This is a genomic window from Ruegeria sp. BF6, assembly GCF_056538665.1.
Genome location: NZ_JBQFTN010000011.1, coordinates 13,478 through 30,021, shown reverse-complemented (window position 1 = coordinate 30,021; position 16,544 = coordinate 13,478). Strand labels below are relative to the sequence as shown.

At 57.9% G+C, this 16,544-nt stretch carries 19 protein-coding genes; 8 read left to right on the top strand and 11 right to left on the bottom strand.

Features of this window, described 5'->3' with window-relative positions; translation table 11 throughout:
- The first annotated feature begins 33 nt into the window (after positions 1-33).
- A complete protein-coding gene (locus tag ACR0IM_RS18335) occupies positions 34-375 on the top strand; it encodes a DOPA 4,5-dioxygenase family protein (RefSeq protein WP_480682785.1) in 342 nt (113 codons plus the stop codon).
- On the opposite strand, the gene ACR0IM_RS18330 is transcribed toward ACR0IM_RS18335, so the two are convergent.
- Entirely contained in the window at positions 372-2,000 is a 1,629-nt protein-coding gene (locus ACR0IM_RS18330; protein ID WP_480682784.1) for an acyl-CoA synthetase, read from the bottom strand. The genes ACR0IM_RS18335 and ACR0IM_RS18330 overlap by 4 nt on opposite strands.
- 223 nt (positions 2,001-2,223) lie before the next feature.
- Here ACR0IM_RS18330 and ACR0IM_RS18325 point away from each other — a divergent pair, with 223 nt between their 5' ends.
- A complete protein-coding gene (locus ACR0IM_RS18325) occupies positions 2,224-3,615 on the top strand; it encodes an aminotransferase family protein (RefSeq protein WP_480682783.1) in 1,392 nt (463 codons plus the stop codon).
- Positions 3,616-3,838: 223 nt separating this feature from the next.
- Complete coding sequence (locus tag ACR0IM_RS18320) at positions 3,839-4,657, top strand: hypothetical protein (RefSeq protein ID WP_480682782.1); 819 nt, start codon at positions 3,839-3,841, stop codon at positions 4,655-4,657.
- Between the two features lie 7 nt (positions 4,658-4,664).
- Here the strand turns inward: ACR0IM_RS18320 and rplT are convergent, their stop codons facing one another.
- The 4 genes from rplT to ACR0IM_RS18300 all read right to left on the bottom strand — a co-directional run bounded on the left by rplT (position 4,665) and on the right by ACR0IM_RS18300 (position 7,430).
- Positions 4,665-5,030: a 50S ribosomal protein L20 gene (gene rplT / locus ACR0IM_RS18315; protein ID WP_008756009.1), complete on the bottom strand. Its 366-nt coding sequence runs from the start codon at positions 5,028-5,030 to the stop codon at positions 4,665-4,667.
- Positions 5,031-5,044: 14 nt separating this feature from the next.
- Positions 5,045-5,245 carry a 50S ribosomal protein L35 gene (gene rpmI, locus ACR0IM_RS18310; protein WP_010443552.1) on the bottom strand — a complete coding sequence of 67 codons (201 nt, stop codon included), beginning with the start codon at positions 5,243-5,245 and terminating at the stop codon, positions 5,045-5,047.
- 182 nt (positions 5,246-5,427) lie between these two features.
- Complete coding sequence (locus ACR0IM_RS18305) at positions 5,428-6,978, bottom strand: alanine/glycine:cation symporter family protein (RefSeq protein ID WP_480682781.1); 1,551 nt, start codon at positions 6,976-6,978, stop codon at positions 5,428-5,430.
- Positions 6,979-6,992: 14 nt separating this feature from the next.
- The gene (locus tag ACR0IM_RS18300; protein WP_480682780.1) at positions 6,993-7,430 is read right to left on the bottom strand and encodes a universal stress protein; all 438 of its coding nucleotides are present in this window, start codon (positions 7,428-7,430) and stop codon (positions 6,993-6,995) included.
- A gap of 199 nt (positions 7,431-7,629) precedes the next feature.
- Here ACR0IM_RS18300 and ACR0IM_RS18295 point away from each other — a divergent pair, with 199 nt between their 5' ends.
- Positions 7,630-8,073 (top strand): Lrp/AsnC ligand binding domain-containing protein, encoded by a 444-nt coding sequence (locus tag ACR0IM_RS18295; protein ID WP_480642816.1) that lies wholly within the window; start codon positions 7,630-7,632, stop codon positions 8,071-8,073.
- A 48-nt stretch (positions 8,074-8,121) separates the two neighbouring features.
- Here ACR0IM_RS18295 and pyk read toward each other — a convergent pair whose 3' ends face one another.
- Entirely contained in the window at positions 8,122-9,567 is a 1,446-nt protein-coding gene (gene pyk, locus ACR0IM_RS18290; protein WP_480682779.1) for a pyruvate kinase, read from the bottom strand.
- 130 nt (positions 9,568-9,697) lie between these two features.
- Between pyk and ACR0IM_RS18285 the strand changes: the two genes are divergently transcribed.
- The 3 genes from ACR0IM_RS18285 to ACR0IM_RS18275 all read left to right on the top strand — a co-directional run bounded on the left by ACR0IM_RS18285 (position 9,698) and on the right by ACR0IM_RS18275 (position 11,120).
- On the top strand, positions 9,698-10,435 hold the full coding sequence (locus ACR0IM_RS18285) for an N-formylglutamate amidohydrolase (RefSeq protein ID WP_480682778.1): 738 nt from the start codon (positions 9,698-9,700) through the stop codon (positions 10,433-10,435).
- Positions 10,436-10,494: 59 nt separating this feature from the next.
- Positions 10,495-10,734, top strand: a complete 240-nt coding sequence (locus tag ACR0IM_RS18280; RefSeq protein ID WP_480594487.1) for a DUF6868 family protein — start codon at positions 10,495-10,497, stop codon at positions 10,732-10,734.
- 71 nt (positions 10,735-10,805) lie between these two features.
- Positions 10,806-11,120: a DUF1244 domain-containing protein gene (locus tag ACR0IM_RS18275; protein ID WP_480594486.1), complete on the top strand. Its 315-nt coding sequence runs from the start codon at positions 10,806-10,808 to the stop codon at positions 11,118-11,120.
- Positions 11,121-11,163: 43 nt separating this feature from the next.
- Here the strand turns inward: ACR0IM_RS18275 and ACR0IM_RS18270 are convergent, their stop codons facing one another.
- From ACR0IM_RS18270 to dgcN, 3 genes are all read right to left on the bottom strand, one after another.
- Entirely contained in the window at positions 11,164-12,024 is an 861-nt protein-coding gene (locus tag ACR0IM_RS18270) for a D-amino-acid transaminase (RefSeq protein WP_480594485.1), read from the bottom strand.
- A gap of 11 nt (positions 12,025-12,035) precedes the next feature.
- On the bottom strand, positions 12,036-13,001 hold the full coding sequence (dgcA, locus tag ACR0IM_RS18265) for an N-acetyl-D-Glu racemase DgcA (RefSeq protein ID WP_480682777.1): 966 nt from the start codon (positions 12,999-13,001) through the stop codon (positions 12,036-12,038).
- Between the two features lie 70 nt (positions 13,002-13,071).
- Positions 13,072-14,073, bottom strand: coding sequence for an N-acetyltransferase DgcN (dgcN, locus tag ACR0IM_RS18260; RefSeq protein ID WP_480682776.1), 1,002 nt, complete (start codon positions 14,071-14,073; stop codon positions 13,072-13,074).
- 294 nt (positions 14,074-14,367) lie between these two features.
- Here dgcN and ACR0IM_RS18255 point away from each other — a divergent pair, with 294 nt between their 5' ends.
- Positions 14,368-15,330, top strand: a complete 963-nt coding sequence (locus tag ACR0IM_RS18255) for an L-malyl-CoA/beta-methylmalyl-CoA lyase (protein WP_480682775.1) — start codon at positions 14,368-14,370, stop codon at positions 15,328-15,330.
- A gap of 41 nt (positions 15,331-15,371) precedes the next feature.
- Here the strand turns inward: ACR0IM_RS18255 and ACR0IM_RS18250 are convergent, their stop codons facing one another.
- On the bottom strand, positions 15,372-15,959 hold the full coding sequence (locus tag ACR0IM_RS18250; protein ID WP_480642809.1) for a PA14 domain-containing protein: 588 nt from the start codon (positions 15,957-15,959) through the stop codon (positions 15,372-15,374).
- A gap of 119 nt (positions 15,960-16,078) precedes the next feature.
- Positions 16,079-16,531 (bottom strand): Lrp/AsnC family transcriptional regulator, encoded by a 453-nt coding sequence (locus ACR0IM_RS18245; RefSeq protein WP_480597155.1) that lies wholly within the window; start codon positions 16,529-16,531, stop codon positions 16,079-16,081.
- Positions 16,532-16,544 lie beyond the last annotated feature (13 nt).

The following is a 16,544-nucleotide window of genomic DNA, read 5'->3' as shown; positions in this document are numbered from 1 at the left end:
GTATCCAGATACAAGCGAACGTAGGAGGCCCCAATGCCGGAGATCACTGGCTATCACGCCCATGTCTATTTTGACGCTGATACGCAGGACATTGCGAAACAGATCTGCCAACAGGCCGCGCGCCTGTTCCCGGTTGAGATGGGCCGAGTGCATACCAAGAATGTCGGCCCGCATCCGCGTTGGAGCTGCCAACTGGGATTTGCGCCGGACGCGTTCGACCAGGTTGTTCCATGGCTGATGCTGAACCGGCAGGGCCTGACCATCTTCACCCATCCGGAAACCGGTGACCATCTGACAGATCACCGGGACCGCGCGGCGTGGATGGGTGAAATACTGGAGCTTGACCTGTCAATCTTTGACAAGATGGGCGCTTAGGTCAGCGCCCGCGCCTGATCCCGCAGTTTGAACTTCTGTATCTTGCCGGTCGAGGTCTTCGGCAATGCCCCGAACACCACCGTCTTCGGCGCTTTGAAATGGGCCATGTTGTCACGGCAGAAGGCAATGATATCCGCCTCGCTCGCCTGCGCATCCGGCTTGAGTTCGACAAAAGCACAGGGCGTTTCACCCCATTTCTCATCCGGGCGGGCGACCACGGCGGCCTCCATCACGGCGGGGTGTTTGTAGAGGATATCTTCGACCTCAACCGAAGAGATATTCTCCCCGCCCGATATGATGATGTCCTTGGACCGATCCTTCAACGCGATGTAACCGTCCGGGTGCATGACCCCCAGATCACCCGAGGCAAACCAGCCGCCACGAAACGCCTTGTCCGAAGCCTCGGCGTTTTTCAGGTAGCCTTTCATGACGACGTTGCCCCGCATGAAAATCTCACCCATCGTCTCCCCATCTGCAGGCACAGGCTCCAAGGTCTCCGGGTCAGCTACCATCAGCCCTGACAGGGCCGTATAGGGAACCCCCTGGCGGACCTTGAGCGCGGCGCGCTCTTCGGCACCTTTGCTGTTCCACTCGTCCTTCCAAGCGCACACCACAGATGGCCCATAGGTTTCGGTCAGGCCGTAGACATGGGTCACCTCGACACCCATGCTTTCCATCTTTTCGATCACGGCGGCCGGTGGCGGGGCACCTGCGGTCATCACCTTGATCTCATGACCGAAATCTTTCAGGTGATCCGGTGCGTTGGCCAGCATGTTCAACACAATTGGCGCGCCGCAGAAATGAGTAACCTTTTCATCGCGGAAGGCGGCATAGATCGGCTCGTCCCGCACCGCCCGCAAACAGACCGAGACCCCAGCATTGGCTGCCATTGCCCAAGGGAAACACCAGCCGTTGCAATGAAACATCGGCAGCGTCCACAGGTAGACCGAATGCTTCGGCATGTCCCAGTCCAACAGGTCCGACTGTGCGTTCAGCGTCGCGCCCCGGTGGTGATACACGACCCCTTTCGGATTGCCTGTGGTACCAGAGGTATAGTTCAGCGTAATCGCATCCCATTCGTCATCGGGTAAGGACCACACGAATTCCGGATCGCCCTCGGCCAGCAGCGCGTCATAGGTCAGGCTGCCCAGCTTTTCGCCGCCATCAAAACTGGGGTCTTCGATGTCGATGACCAGCAGGTCATGATCCACCTGTTTCAGTGCCTCTTTCACCACGCCCGAAAACTCGGGATCGACCAGTAGAACCTTGGTTTCGGCGTGGTTCAGGATGAAGGCGATGATCGGCGCGTCCAGCCGCGTGTTGATCGTGTTCAACACCCCACCTGCCATGGGCACGCCGAAATGGGCCTCATACATCTCGGGAATGTTGGCGGCGATGATCGAGACCGTGTCGCCCTTGCCGATCCCCCGCGCCGCCAATGCGCCCGCCAGACGGCGGCACCGGGCATAGGTTTCAGCCCAGCTAAAACGGCGCTCGCCATAGACCACCGAGGGGTAATCCGGGTAGATCTTCGCGGTGCGTTCGATGAAACTCAGCGGCGACAAGGGCGTGTAGTTCGCGCGGTTCTTGTCCAAATGACGCTCGTAGATATTGTCCCCTGCCATGTGCTGACCCTCCCAGTTCAATTCCTGCGCGACTTGATCACAAAGTAAGGAACCTGGCAAACCCGTAGAAATACGCCGAAGCCATGGACTGGCAATACGGGATGGTGCAATCTGGCCCTATCTACAGATGGCCATTCGCGGTGATCTGGGCCATCAAGAATTCCAAGCCGGGGCGGCATCGTTCCCGCAACCTGCACACCCAATACTTCTGAAAGGACATGTCATGGACGGCACGTTCAACGAAAACGATCTTTCCCGCGTGGTCGAGGCCGACCGCGCCCATATCTGGCACCACCTGATCCAGCATAAGCCCTTTGAAACCAATGATCCCCGCATCATTGTCGAAGGCAAGGGAATGCGCGTCTGGGATCAGAACGGCAAAGAGCATCTGGATGCCGTTTCGGGCGGTGTATGGACCGTCAACGTGGGCTATGGCCGCGAATCGATCTGCAAGGCGGTGTACGACCAGCTGATGAAGCTGTGCTACTTTGCCAACTCCGCCGGCTCGATCCCCGGGGCAATCTTCGCCGAAAAGCTGATCGAGAAGATGCCGGGCATGAGCCGTGTCTACTACACCAACTCGGGCTCTGAGGCGAACGAGAAGGCGTTCAAGATGATCCGCCAGATCGCGCACAAGAAATATGGCGGCAAGAAAACCAAGATCCTGTACCGCGAGCGCGACTATCACGGCTCGACCCTGGCGACCATGTCCGCAGGTGGTCAGGACGAGCGCAACGCGCAATACGGCCCCTTCGCGCCCGATTTCGTGCGTGTCCCGCACTGCATGGAGTACCGCAAGCACGAGCTGGACGGCGCACCGGTTGAAAACTTCGGCGAATGGGCAGCGGATCAGATTGAAGAGGTCATCCTGCGTGAAGGTCCAGACACCGTTGGCGCGCTGTGCCTCGAGCCGGTGACCGCAGGTGGTGGCGTGATCGAAGCGCCCGAGGGCTACTGGCAGCGCGTGCAGGAGATCTGCAAGAAATACGACGTGCTGCTGCATATTGACGAGGTCGTCTGTGGCGTTGGCCGCACTGGCACTTGGTTCGGCTACCAGCAATACGGCGTCAAACCGGACTTTGTGACGATGGCCAAAGGCGTTGCCTCGGGCTATGCGGCGATTGCCTGCATGGTTACCACCGAGGAAGTCTTTGAGATGTTCAAGGACGACGCGGCCGACCCGCTGAACTATTTCCGCGACATCTCAACCTTTGGCGGCTGCACCGCCGGTCCTGCGGCAGCGATCGAGAACATGCGTATCATCGAAGACGAAAACCTGCTGGGCAATTGCTCGGCCATGGGGGATCGCATGATGGGCAACCTGCAGGCGCTGATGGAAAAGCACAAAGTCATCGGCGACGTACGCGGCAAGGGCCTGTTCCTGGGCGCCGAACTGGTCGCTGACCGCAGCAGCAAAGAGCCGGTGGACGAAAAGCTGGCACAGGCGGTTGTGGCCGATTGTATGGCGCAAGGCGTGATCATCGGCGTCACCAACCGCTCGGTCCCCGGCCGCAATAACACGCTGTGCTTCTCGCCCGCGCTGATCGCAACGGCGGACGACATCGATCAGATCACCGACGCGGTCGACGGCGCGCTGGGTCGCGTGTTCGGGTAAGGCGTGATCTTTTGAGGTTGCAAACCGGCGCTAAATGCGCCGGTTTTTTTTGTTTTCAATCAACCTTGTCGTTGCGTGGTGCTGTAAGGTCACCTGCTCACCACACGAGGCCGACTTGTTGCAGCCTTTGCGATAGCGGCGTCACCGCCTTGGTGCTACAGTCAGCAAAAAGCCGGTCCCAACGGTATGTGCAAAGGTGACAACCCTCGAACTAAGGCCTGATATGAGCAGCGTATTGTGCGTCGGCGACTCCCATACTCGGTTGATCGGAGCAAAACCGGCAGAAACAAGATTCAGGTACGGGCGCATTTCGCCAACCGATATCCGCGGCTTCGATACCGCCCACCTGCTGAGTATCAAAGGTGCAACTGCTGCAGGGTTTAACGCCAAGAATGACCCTCGGTCTTCTTTTTCGCAGGCAGCGCGGGCGATCGAGCAGCTCAACCCCGATGTCGTTTGCTTCGGGTTTGGACAGGTAGATGCCGAGCTCAGTTGCTATTTTTTGGCCCTCCGCGACGACATCGCGCTGGACGAGGCCGTTGAATCCAGACTGGTAAAACTCGGGCACTACCTGGATGCATGTCAAGAAGCCTCTGCCGGCCGCCCGATTGTCATAAAAGGCCTGAACACGGTAGCACTGAATGACGACAGTGCATTGCAAACGATGCTCAGCCGTCAGATACAAAAGTGGCATCAGGTGACCCGCAGGCAAGCCTTTCAGGCCATTAGGGATCTTGGAATAAACCTTGAAGTACACGCGCAAATCAACGCTCAGATCGCAGAGTCTTTGGCAATTCTGGCAACCGAATCTGGGCTTGCATACTTTGATCTTCGCAGCATGACGGCTATTGCCGTCGGCCAAGGCCAGTCTAAGCCAGAGTATTGCGCCCAGGGTGTCGATGTTCACCTGCGTTCGACACCCGAAATTGAAGTCGCATTTTCAGATGCTCTGTCAATTGTTGCTGAAACGGCGTGCTCTGACAGGCCGAAAACAGAAAAAGGCCGCTCCGAAAGGAACGGCCTTCATTCACTGTCTCTTTAAAAGAGGATCAGGCAGCCAGAGCGGCCTGAGCTTTGGCGACGATCGCGCCGAACGCTTCCGGTTCGTGCACGGCCAGATCGGCCAGAACTTTGCGGTCCACTTCGATACCGGCCAGGTTCAGGCCGTTGATGAAGCGGGAATATGTCAGTGCTTCGTCATGCGAACGGACAGCAGCGTTGATACGCTGGATCCACAGCGCGCGGAAGTTGCGCTTGCGGTTCTTACGGTCGCGGGTTGCGTACTGATTGGCCTTGTCGACGGCCTGACGGGCAACCTTGAAGGTGCTCTTGCGGCGGCCATAGTAACCTTTGGCGGCCTTGATGACCTTCTTGTGACGGGCGTGAGTTACGGTTCCACCTTTAACGCGGGACATCTCTTAATCTCCTCTTAGCGGTCGTAGGGCATGTAGCCCTTGACGATCTTGGCGTCGGGGGCGGACAGGGTGGTGTTGCCACGGGCGTCGCGGATGAACTTCTTGGTCCGCTTGATCATGCCGTGCCGTTTGCCGGCCTGGCCAGCAAGGACCTTACCGGTCGCAGTCACCTTAAAGCGCTTCTTGGCGCTCGACTTGGTCTTCATCTTAGGCATTTCCGTCTCCTTTCAGGGTTCGGTACTAAACGCGACTCGGCATGCCATCTCGGCCGGTCACGCGATCAGAAGCGCCGTTTACGCAAATTCAGTCATAGTGGCAAGGGGGTTTGGACCAGAAACTGCGGTTTTCGCAGGGTGGTCAGGCACCGGGGCGACAGGCGCCGCCCCGGTGGATTGGGTTAATGTTCGAATTTGCGGATTTCACCGGTTTTCAAGCGGCTCGCATAGCTCGCCAGCTCTTCCCGCACCACTTTCATCAGGAAGTAGAGCGCAAAGACGTTCACAACCGCCATCGCAAAGATCGCCGCATCCGAGAAGTCAATGACCGGGCCAAGGTTGGCCGCCGCGCCGATGACGACGAAGATGCAGAAGATGATCTTAAACACCAGTTCCTTGGTGTGGCCCTCGCCGAACAGATAGGTCCAGGCCTTAAGACCATAATAGGACCAGCTGATCATGGTCGAGAAGGCAAATAGTACCACTGCGATGGCCAGTACATATGGGAACCAGCCAAAAGCGCTTGCAAAGGCGGCTGAGGTCAGGCTGACGCCCGAGTTGCCGTCAACAGTGGCAATCGCATTACCCGCTTCGTTCAGCATATATTTGCCGGTATCCGGATCGATGATCAGTTGCTGGGTGATGATGATCACCAACGCGGTCATCGTACAGATCACGACCGTATCGATGAACGGCTCCAGCAGGGATACAAAACCTTCCGTGATCGGCTCGCTCGTCCGCACGGCCGAGTGCGCAATCGCCGCCGAGCCCACGCCCGCTTCGTTCGAGAACGCCGCACGGCGGAAGCCCTGGATCAGGGCGCCAACCATGCCGCCCGCCACACCGAGGCCGGTGAAGGCACCCGCGAAGATCTGGCCAAAGGCCCAACCGATCTGGTCTGCGTGCATGATAATGATGACCAGAGCTGCCAACACATACATGATCCCCATGAACGGCACGACCTTTTCGGTCACGCGTGCAATGGATTTCAGGCCGCCCACGATTACCGCGAAAACGATGCCGGCAAAGACCAGACCGGTGATCCAGCCAGGATAGTCGCCCACGATACCTGCGATCTGCTGGTGTGCCTGGTTGGCCTGGAACATATTGCCCCCGCCCAGCGCGCCAAGAATACAGAAGATCGAGAACAAAATGGCCAGGATCTTACCGCCCGGCAGACCCAGTTCGCTGAATCCTTTGGACATGTAATACATCGGGCCACCAGATACGGTGCCGTCTTCGTATTCGTTGCGGTATTTCACACCCAGAGTACATTCGGTGAATTTCGAGGCCATGCCCAGCAGGCCCGCCGTGATCATCCAGAACGTCGCGCCCGGCCCGCCGATACCCACGGCAACCGCCACACCAGCGATGTTACCAAGGCCGACAGTGCCCGATAGCGCTGTTGCCAGCGCCTGAAAGTGGCTGACCTCACCCGCGTCGTTGGGATCGGAATAGTCACCTTTGACCAAGCTGATGGCGTGCCCGAAGAAGCGGAACTGCACAAAGGCAAAATACAGCGAGAAAACCGTCGCCGCGATCACCAGCCATCCGACGATCCAAGGGAAGCCCGTGCCCGGAAACGGGGCGAAGATAAAGCTGACGAATGGTCCGGTGAAATCGGCAAACGCCTGATTGATCTTGTCATCCAAGCCCGGTGCGTCTTGCGCCCAAGCGGGGCTGGCGATCAAAGCTGCTGATGCACCAAGACTCAGTTTTTGAAGCATATTCATACTCTCCACTCCCCTCAGTTCACAACCGTGACCGGCACATCGGCATGCATGACCAGATTCTGGGTCGAGCTGCCGAACAGGCGTTTTTTGAACCCGTCCGCCGAGGCGCGCCCGACGATGATCTGGGTGCCGCCGTTCTCAACCGTGATCGCGTTCAGCGTTTCGGCCACGTCGCCATGGCGAACAATGCCATGCGCTGTGAAGCCCTCTGCATTCAGCGCGTCTACCGCAGGGGTGACGATCCGTGTCGTGGCCAGTTCGACCTCTTCCTCGCGCCGTTTGTGCCGCAGCGCGTTTTCTTCAGGTGTCTGGAAAGTGAATGGGGACCATTCGATCACGTAGACCACCAGCAACTCACATGAGCCGATGCGCCCTGCCAAATCCTTGGCAAAGGCGATCGCGCGCTCCCCGGTCTCTGTCCCGTCCAGTCCTATGACAATTTTTGTTGTCATGTCGGTTCTCCAATTTTTTTTCGTTGGGTCGAGGCCCGTGCCCTCGACAAGGCAGCCGAACTTGGAACACATTTACGCAGCTGCCTTCAGACAAGTATTAGGAAAAATCACTAGGAATTGGTGATTATTTTAGTCTATATTCAGTGAAAAATGTCGTCTTACGCTAAGATTTCAGGGATTTTTACTGATCGATAGAGATTTGGACAAAATCGACCAACGTATTCTGCAAGAGTTGGAGATCAACGGAAGGTTGTCGATTGTCGATCTTGCGGCACGCGTCAATCTGACCAATACTCCCTGTTCCGAGCGGGTCAAGCGCTTAGAAAAAAACGGGTACATCAAGGGCTATTGCGCCATCGTCGATAAAGAACGAATGGGGCTGGCCTTGCTGACGGTGGTGCAGGTTTCACTCGCCGCTACAGCTGAGCAATCTCTCAGCAGATTCAATGACGCTGTCCGCAACATTCCAGAGATTGAAAGCTGCCTGATGGTTGCGGGTTCGTTTGATTATCTGCTGACCGTCCGCACTCGAGATATCTCACACTTCCGCGATATCCTCGGCGAGAAAATAAACAAGCTGCCTGGAATTCACCAGACCAGCTCATTTACAGTAATGGAGATCGTGAAAATCCCTGTCTCCTGACTGGTTGTATTTCGGCCACGCGAGGGATTGAACGTTGAGACAAGTACCTCAACCGGGATCTGTATTGTAAATCAGACGTTCGTCACAGGGCGCGATACGCAGGATATTGGTGGTTCCGGGCACGTTGAACGGCACACCGGCCGTTACCACAATCTGATCGGACTCGGTCGCAAACCCGCCGGCACGAGCAGCGCGGGCAGCATTGACAACGGCCCCCTTGAAACGCTCAAGCTCGGGCGTCATCACGCAATGGCAACCCCAACTCAGGCACAGGCGCCGCGCGGTTCCGGTGGCGGGGGTCATGGCGATGATCGGCACACCGGGACGCTCCCGCGCGGTCAAAAGTGCCGTTGTGCCGCTTTGGGTAAAGCAGCAGATGGCCTTGATATCGGTCTTTTCGGCAATCTCGCGCGCGGCGGCCACGATCCCGTCGGCAATTGTCGTGCCTTTGGCTGTGCGCGACGCCGAGATGATCTGCGTATAGGTCGGGTCGGCCTCGACCTCGATGGCGACCTTGTTCATGGTTTGCACAGCTTCGATCGGGTATGAGCCCGCCGCGGACTCAGCACTTAGCATGATGGCGTCGGTGCCCTCGTAGATGGCAGTCGCCACATCTGAAACCTCGGCCCGCGTGGGCATCGGGCTTTCGATCATACTCTCCAGCATCTGGGTCGCTACGATCACCGGCTTGGCCGCACTCCGGCATTTCCGCACCAATCGTTTCTGAATTGGTGGAACTGCGGAAACCGGCAGTTCGACCCCAAGATCACCGCGTGCCACCATGATCCCGTCCGAGGCATCAAGAATATCGTCAAAAGCCTCAACAGCCGCAGGCTTTTCGATCTTGGACAGGATCGAGGCTCGGCCATCGGCCAGCGCGCGGGCTTCGAACACGTCCTTGGCGCGCTGCACAAAGCTGAGAGCCAGCCAATCCACACCCAGTTGGCAGACAAACTCCAGATCGTCACGATCTTTGGCCGACAGCGCGGCCAGCGGCAGCACCACATCAGGAACGTTTACACCTTTGCGGTTCGAGATCGTGCCGCCGACTTCGACCGTGCAATTTGCAAAATCCTGGCCGCACTCCTGTACGGTCAGGCGAATTTTGCCATCGTTGACCAAAAGGCGCGCGCCTGGCTCCAACGCGGCAAAAATCTCGGGATGCGGCAGACACACGCGGGTGATGTCACCGGGTTCGGGATCCAGATCCAGACGGAAGGCAGCGCCTTCATCCAATTCCTCTGCGTCATTAGCAAAAACTCCGACACGCAGTTTGGGGCCCTGGAGGTCAGCCAGAATTGCGATCGGACTGTCGAGATCCTTTTCGACCTGCCGAATGATCCGGTGGCGTTCACGAATTTCATCATGACTGCCATGACTCATGTTCAGGCGAAACACATCTGCGCCAGCCTCATGCAGGGCGCGGATCATATCATAGTCGTTTGACGCCGGTCCCAGCGTCGCCACAATTTTCACATTTCTCAGGCGTCGCATTGGTTTTGTCTCCTAACGTCTTCTCTTGGATTTCGCATCATGTTACCGCAAACATCACATGTCAGCTTATTGCGCAATTCCCTTTTCAAAGCAACTGCCCTAAACCTGCGACAAACTAGATGACAGGCTTATGACGTATTCCCCGTTTTTTATCCACGGTGCCGATCGCCCCTCGCGCTGGCTGATCACATGCGACCACGCAACCAACACGGTTCCCCCCGAAATCAATGGAGGCGAGCTTGGCCTGCCGCGTGAGGATATGGAACGGCATATTGCCTATGATGTCGGCGCCTATGAAGTGTCCAAGCACTTGGGCGAGATCCTGAACGCTCCGGTGATCGCCGCCAATTTCTCGCGTCTTGTGATCGATCCGAACCGGGGCGAAGATGACCCAACCCTGCTGATGAAGCTCTATGACGGTTCGATTATCCCCGGCAACCGCCACGCCGACGCGACCGAACGCGAACGGCGCCTGAACATGTGCTACCGCCCCTATCACGAGGCACTGGAGCGTATGTCGGGCCTGCCGCACGCGGTGATCGTGTCAATGCATTCCTTTACCCGCCAGTTGCGCGGTCGCGCGCCGCGTCCGTGGCATGTGGGGGTTCTGCACACGCCGGACGAACGGTTCTCACGACCCCTGATCAACCGGCTCGAGGCCGAGGACGACCTGTGCGTCGGCGTCAACGAACCCTATACTGGCGTCTTGCCCGGTGATGCGATCGACCGGCACTGCACCGCCCATGGCCGTCCGAACGCCCTGATCGAGCTGCGCAACGACCTGATCGCCGATAATGCCGGACAACGCATCTGGGCCGAGCGCATGGCCGTGGTGCTACAGGATGCTCTGGCAAACAGCGGCCTTTGATCACACCTCATTGTGAGACCAGCCGCTGATCCCCATATATTATGGGAAAGGGGGCGACCATGACTCAGGAGTTTCTGACCTCTGTCTTTGGCTGGATGGCGGCACTCAACATTGCGGTCCTGCTGTTCACGACACTTATGATCGTGTTGTTGCAGGATTGGATCGCAGGTGTGCATGGCCGGATGTTCCAGATGGAGCGCCCGGACGTGAAGCGGGCGTATTTCCGGTATCTGGCGAATTACAAAATCCTGACCCTGATCTTCTGCATCATTCCCTGGCTGGCTTTGAAACTGGCCTGAGACACCGTGTTGAAACATCGCCATCGGACCGCTAGGTCAGAGACAACGGTACAGTCATCCGGAGCCAGACCATGGACAAGAAAACCGAAACCGAACTTCAGGCCGCCGCGTTCCGCCGGTTGCAAAAGCACCTGATGGAAGATCGCACCGACGTTCAGAACATCGACATGATGAATCTGGCCGGGTTCTGCCGCAACTGCCTGGCCCGCTGGTATCAGGAAGCCGCCAACGAAAAGGGGATCGAGATGGGCAAGGACAAAGCCCGCGAGGTTTTCTATGGCATGACCATGGATGAGTGGAAGGCCAACTACCAGACCGAGGCCAGCCCTGAGAAGCAGGCAGCTTTCAAGGTCGCCTTTGACGAGAACGTAACGAAAAAGGGCTGACGCCAGATACGAAAAAGGCCCGCCGATTCGGCGGGCCTTTGCTTTAGATTGCGGCCTTGCGGCTTTCGTCCAGATAAATCTCGCGCAGGCGTTTGGAAATCGGGCCCGGTGTGCCTTCGCTCAGCGTCACCCCGTCAATCTCAACCACCGGCATGACAAATGCGCTGGCCGAAGTGGTGAAGGCCTCATCCGCCTCTTTCGCCTCATCAATGGTGAACAGACGCTCTTCGATTTCCATCTGAGCCTCTGCCGCCATGCGCAGCACCGCCTTGCGGGTGATTCCGTGCAGAATGTCGTTGGACAGCGGGCGGGTGACGATCTTGCCGTTCTTGACGAAATAGGCGTTGTTGCTGGTGCCCTCGGTCACATAGCCGTCTTCCACCAGCCACGCATCGTCGCAACCCGCTTTTTTGGCCATCATCTTGCCCATCGACGGGTAGAGCAACTGCACGGTCTTGATGTCGCGGCGACCCCAGCGGATATCCTCGATCGAGATGATCTTGGCGCCTTTCTTGGCCGCGGGGCTGTCGGCCAGACCCGGTTTGTTCTGGGTGAACAGCACGAGGCTGGGTTTGGTATTGGCGGACGGGAACACGAAATCCCGGTCGCCATCCGAACCCCGGCTGACTTGCAAATAAACAAGACCTTCTTCGATGCCGTTCAACTCCACCAATTTGCGGTGAATTTCCAGCAGCTCTTCCTTGGTGCAGGGCTCGGCCATCTCCAGCTCGTCTAGCGACCGCTTGAGGCGCACCGCGTGGCCTTCGAAATCGATCAGCTTGCCATCCAGAACGCTGGTCACTTCGTAAACGGCGTCCGCAAACAGGAAACCACGGTCAAAGATGGACACCTTGGCCTCGGTCTCGGGCAGGTATTCGCCATTCACATAAACGGTGCGGGTCATGTCTTATCTCCTCAGCCCCAGAGTTCCGCTTTGGGCGGGTGCACTCCGGCATCATCAAAAATCAGTGGGTTGTCGCGGTCTTCGGCTAACAGAAGCGGGCCGTCAAGGTCCGTTACCATCGCACCCTGCGCCAGCAGGGTCGCGGGTGCCATGGCCAGAGAACTGCCGACCATGCAGCCGACCATCACACGATAGCCCTCTGCCAACGCGGCTTCACGCAATGCCAGCGCCTCAGTCAGGCCGCCGGTTTTATCAAGCTTGATGTTCACCACGTCGTACTTGCCCTTCAACGCAGGCAGGCTTGCACGGTCGTGGCAGGATTCGTCTGCGCAGACCGGCACCGGGCGCTCCATTCCGATCAAGGCCTCGTCATCCGCTGCGGGCAGAGGCTGCTCGACCAGTTCGACACCAAGTCGCACCAGATGCGGAGCCAGATCGGCATAAACTTCGGGCGACCATCCTTCGTTTGCATCCACTATGATCTTTGACTTTGGCGCACCGGCACGCACAGCCACCAGCCGAGGCATGTCATCCGGGGTGCCCAGTTTTATCTTCAACAACGGACGATGCGCGTTTTCGGCGGCTTGCGCCTGCATCGCTCCGGGTGTCGCCAGAGACAATGTGTATGCAGTTATCTCCGGAACCGGAACCGGCAGACCGGCCAATTCCCAAGCCCGCTTGCCCGCGCGTTTGCAATCCAGATCCCACAACGCACAATCCACGGCATTCCGAGCGGCACCCGCAGGCAACAAATCCATCAGCGACTGACGGGTGAACTCGGCAGGCAGGCCCGCGATTTCAGCCTCAACCGACTCGAGCGTTTCATCATAGCGCGCATAGGGAACACATTCGCCCCAGCCCTGATGGGTTCCGTCTGAAATCCGGACGGTCAGCACCTTTGCCTCGGTCCGCGACCCGCGCGAGATGGTGAACACCTGCGCCAATCGAAACACATCACGAGAGACCTCTACCTGCACGCAAACGCTCCTTCGTCTTTTCAAAAAAGTACGCCGGGGCGAGGAACCTCGCCCCGGCGCATCGTTCAGATCACATTGCGGCCAGCGCGTCCACCAGCTTGCCCGAGCCGAAACGGAACGGATCGGTCGCAGGCAGACCCATATCGGCTTCGATCTTGGCCAGATATGCGGAGGCGTCTTCCTCGGACATGTGCTGCGTGTTGACCGAAACGCCAACGACCTGACAATCCGGGTTTGCAACCTTGGCCAGTGCCAGCGCGGTGTCGCGCAGGGTCTCCAGTGTCGGCAGTTGATAGGTCGGCAGGCCGCGCATATGCTCGCGGGTCGGTTCGTGACACAGGATCAGCGCGTCGGGCTGACCGCCATGGACCAGCGCCATGGTGACACCCGAATAGGACACGTGGAACAGCGACCCCTGCCCTTCGATCAGGTCCCAGTGGTCGTCGTCATTGTCGGGCGTCAGCCACTCAACCGAACCGGCCATGAAATCGGCAATCACCGCGTCCAGCGGCACACCGTCACCGGTAATGAGAATGCCGGTCTGACCGGTGGCGCGGAAGGTGCATTTCATGCCGCGCTCACGCATTTCTGCGTCCATTGCCAGCGCCGTGTACATCTTGCCAACCGAGCAGTCGGTGCCCACAGCCAGACACCGCTTGCCCTTGCGTTTGATACCATTGGCGATCGGATAGTCGACTTCGGGCACGCGCACATCGTGCAGTTTCTGGCCGGTCGCTTCGGCAACGGCGACCAGATCAGGTTCGTTGCGCAGCAGGTTGTGCAGGCCCGAGGCGAGATCGAAGCCTTCCTCCAGCGCCATGACCAGAACCTTTTTCCACTCCTGACTGATAACGCCACCGCGGTTGGCCACACCGATGACAAGGGTCTTGGCCCCGGCTTCTTTCGCCTCGGTCAGGGTCATGTCTGTCAGTCCCAGATCGGCCTTGCAGCCCTCCATCCGGTACTGGCCCACGGCGTTTTCGGGACGCCAGTCCTTAATTCCAACTGCCACTTTGGCCGCCAATTGGTCGGGCGCATCGCCCAAAAACAGCAGGTACGGTGTCTCGATCATTGCGGTCACTCCTTTGATTCCGACGCAGGCTAAGGGACGTGCCTTACGAGTGTTTCGCGTTTTCATTCGGGTTCGGCTGCGTGAGAGGGAATTTCTTGCACGTTTTAAACTTAACACGCAAAAATCTCTCAAGTTTTCACAGTGATTAATCTTTAATCACCACGCAGACCCCAACACACGGCAGATGCTGCGATTGCATTGCCGCAGCTGCACAAAGAAGCTTGCGAAGCCTCGCGCAATTTAATACCTCATACAGCAAGAAAATCGTAATTTCCTTTCTTGCACGAGGTCCAGATGAGCTTTCGCATTCAACCCGCCGCCCCCGCGCGCCCCAACCGTTGTCAACTGTTCGGGCCGGGATCGAACACAAAGCTTTTCCCGAAAATGGCGGCGTCTGCAGCGGATGTGATCAACCTCGACCTTGAGGACTCGGTCGCCCCTTCTGACAAGGACGTCGCGCGCGCCAATGTGATCGAGGCGCTGAACACGGTCGATTGGGGCAACAAGTACATGTCCGTGCGGATCAACGGGCTGGACACGCCCTATTGGTATCGCGATGTGGTCGATCTGATGGAACAGGCAGGTGACCGTCTGGACCAGATCATGATTCCCAAGGTCGGCTGCGCAGCGGATGTCTATGCTGTAGACGCGCTGGTCACAGCTATCGAGCGCGCCAAGGGCCGCACCAAACCGGTAAGCTTTGAGGTCATCATCGAGTCCGCCGCAGGTATTGCCCATGTCGAAGAGATCGCGGCCTCATCGCCCCGTATGCAGGCGATGAGCCTGGGCGCTGCGGACTTTGCGGCCTCGATGGGAATGCAGACCACCGGCATCGGCGGCACGCAGGAAAACTACTATATGCTGCGTGAGGGCGAAAAAAACTGGTCCGATCCGTGGCACTGGGCGCAGGCCGCCATCGTCGCTGCCTGCCGCACCCACGGCGTGCTGCCGGTGGACGGGCCATTTGGTGATTTCTCGGATGATGAGGGTTACATTGCGCAGGCCAAACGCTCGGCCACGCTGGGTATGGTCGGCAAATGGGCGATCCACCCGAAACAGATCGCGCTGGCCAATCAGGTCTTCACCCCGTCAGACGAGGCCGTATCCGAAGCACGCGAGATCCTGGCCGCGATGGAGCAAGCCAAGGCCAATGGCGAAGGTGCCACTGTCTACAAAGGGCGTCTGGTTGATATCGCTTCGATCAAACAAGCTGAAGTTATTGTGGCACAGGCGGAGCTGATCGCCGCAAATGGCTAGGCCAAAAAGAAACCGGGGGCGCAGAATAGCGCCCCTAGGTTTCATTTGTAGCCAAACACGTTGTTTGGAACCCAGCTTAACTTATCGCCCTGTTTTCCCCATTTCATCATAAGGCAGGCCGTTCCGTACTTTTGGTAGTAGATCATTTTCAGTTCGTACCATCCCGCCTCAGGCACCTCGACTTCAACGCGCTCATTGGCGGAACAAGGTTGCGAAAAACTGGCGCCACCAACATTTTGCCCCCCAATCCAAGCTTCGAGACCATCATTGGAATGCGTCTCCAACTCATAGAGACCAGGCGCGTCAAACTTGATGAACCCGCGAATATCCGCAGCAACGTTGTAGTGTTCAGGATGGGTCATTACAGGGTCGCCTTTGCTGGTGTCGCTGTAGTCAAGACCCCGAAGCGGCTGTCCTGGCGCTCCTTTTTCATTCAACAACGCTTTGGCTTCGGTGAGTGAGTCAATCTTGCGAGGTGGACTTCCCAGCCAAGCATAGTCAGTCGCAAGTCCAGTTTTCAGTCCCGAAGGCTGCGGGCTGGCTGGTTTGAGTTTAAGCGGCGCGCCAATCGCGGCACCCGCTATCATCGCTGACACAACGGCAATAACGCCAATCCTTAGTGGTTTCATTTTGACCTCCCTGAGTTTGCGCCGCTTTTGCAGAGTTTCCCCATTATGGGCTCCGTTGGGATGACACTAGGTGGTTAGAAATTGCCCTGCAAGGCGGTTAAAGATCACGTTTGCCCCGGTCAGGCGCGCATGTCTTTTGGGGATCCCATCACCACATAGGATGTGATCGACGTGACATGTGGCAGGGTTCCCAATACCTCGGTGTGAAAGGTCTTGTACGTCGCAAGATCGGCGCATTCCACGCGCAGCAGGTATTCGATGGTGCCCGTGATGTTATGGCATTCCACCACCTCCGGCGCGCGTTGGAGGGCACGTTCGAACCCTTCCTGCGCGGCCTTGGTATGCTCTCCCAGACCAACACCAATATAGGCCACAAATCCCAAGCCCAGCGCCGCCGGGTTCAACACCGCGCGATAGCCCGAGATCACGCCCGCGCGCTCAAGCTCCTGCACCCGGCGCAGACAGGCCGAGGGCGACAGGCCAACGCGATCCGCCAGTTCAAGGTTGCTAACGCGACCATCGCGGGACAATTCGCGCAATATTTGTTGGTTTATGTGATCAAATTTCGTCATTGGTTGCAAAACT